At 33.8% G+C, this 1,808-nt stretch carries 3 protein-coding genes; all 3 read left to right on the top strand.

Going from position 1 to position 1,808, the window contains the following annotated elements:
• Positions 1-151 precede the first annotated feature (151 nt).
• The 3 genes from CHI06_RS28765 (at position 152) to CHI06_RS28755 (ending at position 1,802) form a co-directional block, all read left to right on the top strand.
• A complete protein-coding gene (locus tag CHI06_RS28765; protein WP_095252044.1) occupies positions 152-757 on the top strand; it encodes a GNAT family N-acetyltransferase in 606 nt (201 codons plus the stop codon).
• A gap of 248 nt (positions 758-1,005) precedes the next feature.
• Positions 1,006-1,245, top strand: a complete 240-nt coding sequence (locus tag CHI06_RS28760) for a hypothetical protein (RefSeq protein WP_095252043.1) — start codon at positions 1,006-1,008, stop codon at positions 1,243-1,245.
• Positions 1,246-1,565: 320 nt separating this feature from the next.
• The gene (locus CHI06_RS28755; protein WP_095252042.1) at positions 1,566-1,802 is read left to right on the top strand and encodes a hypothetical protein; all 237 of its coding nucleotides are present in this window, start codon (positions 1,566-1,568) and stop codon (positions 1,800-1,802) included.
• The last annotated feature ends 6 nt before the right edge of the window (positions 1,803-1,808 follow it).

Genomic DNA, 1,808 nt, shown 5'->3' with positions numbered 1-1,808 from the left:
CGTTAATCCAGGAAGGATTAACCGCCTTTTTTATTGAATTCCTTATTAAGCAAACGTGGCAGTTTAGTGGAAGAAGGATTTTTATTATGAAATATAGAAAAGGATTTAGAAAATGGTTTTATAATATAAGGTTTTTTGAGAGGATGACAGGATGATTAACTTTGCAGGAACACCCAAAATAGAAACTGACCGTTTAATCCTTAGAAAATTGGTATTTTCAGATGCCCAAAGCGTCTTTGACCATTGGCTTTCAGACGAAAGTGTTACAGATAACCTAATTAAAGGTGCACATAAGACAGTTTCGGAAACAATTGAGAGGGTGACAAAGATTGTAAGTGACTATGGCAGTAAAGAATTTTGTTACTGGGGTATAGAACTTAAAGCTAACAGTGAACTAATTGGAGAAATTGACTTCTTTAATTTTGATAATACAACTGAAAATTGCGAGGTAGGTTATTCAATTGGATACAAATGGTGGAATCAGGGATATGGGACTGAAGCGTTAAGAGTCGTCGTAGAATTTGGTTTTAGACATATGAATATTCATAAGATATCCGCAGCTCATAACCTAGATAATGGAGCTTCTGGAAAAATTATGAGTAAAGTTGGTATGCTACAAGAAGGAACGATAAGGCATATGATTCGTAATTCGAAGAATCAATACAAGGACTGTGCTGTTTATGGAATCCTCCAAGAAGATTATGATAAACACAATGTTGTTAGAACTCATACATCTATACATAAAATAGAATTGTAAAACTACATACAGCTTTATTTGTTCAACTAATGAATAGCTTAGTCACACTATGAGATCGTCAATGGCGGTCTCTTTTTAGTGCAACTAACGGAGCAGTTTAATGCAATAAGAAAAACTTTTGGATAGGAGTAATTATTGAATTTTATTTCTCATTTTTATAATAATGAATGGAATTTCCAGTGGTGCATACTTATGATATACAGGACAGTATTAGTGAAAAGTTAAGAAATTAATTGAGGTGATTGTGGATGCGTCTCCAAATATTAAAAGGAACCATCGGAGGAATCATAGGTGCTGTTGCTGGTTTTATTTTCGGATTGTATATAGGAATGAATTTCTATTCCGAAGACTTCGTATTCAATGGTTTGCGTGGATACGAAGCAGCTAGTCAAATTGGGGCTTTCATTGGTGGACTTCTCGGGGCGGTGAGTGGATTTTTACTTGCTCTGATAATGGCAGGACTCAAAGGAAACCAAAAATCCAAATAACGATTCAATCAATAAAGGGATACAATTTCCTTCTTATTGCAGGATAGTTAAACAATAATGCATAAACTATTCAGAAGCGAAAAGGATTTAGAGTTTATATAAAGGATGCCCTTAAATAATTACATCAAAAAAGAGCTAGTGCTTATTCAAAGTATAGTTTGTGAGTAAATGTACTTAAAGTAAAGCGTGCAAGAGTTAAAGATGGGGATTGCTACTACATGCAATCCCTTTTTCTTATTGTGCTAAAGAAGCAGAATAGTTTAATAAGGATTGGGTACTACTAAAAATGTAAAAATGTTACTAACGATAGGGGTATTACATTGTCGGTATTGATTGGAGTTGTTCTTATATTAGTGGGACTGGTATCATCTATAACCTTGTCGATTAGTGTGTATAAAGAATATAGGAAAGAAAAAATCAAAACATCAAAAGCATTATTTCTAATAGTAAGCGTACTTGAAGCTTTAAGCCCTAGTAGTATAAGTGGTTTTGCTTTTATGTTATCTCTTGTGGCTATTGTCATTGGTCTTGCACTCATAACAGGATTATTTCACTAACGGTTA

Origin of the sequence: Bacillus sp. 7884-1, from assembly GCF_002272245.1 — a bacterium.
GTDB lineage: Bacteria > Bacillota > Bacilli > Bacillales > Cytobacillaceae > Neobacillus.
The sequence above is the reverse complement of the archived record's forward strand: the minus strand, read 5'-3'. Positions and strand labels throughout refer to the sequence as shown.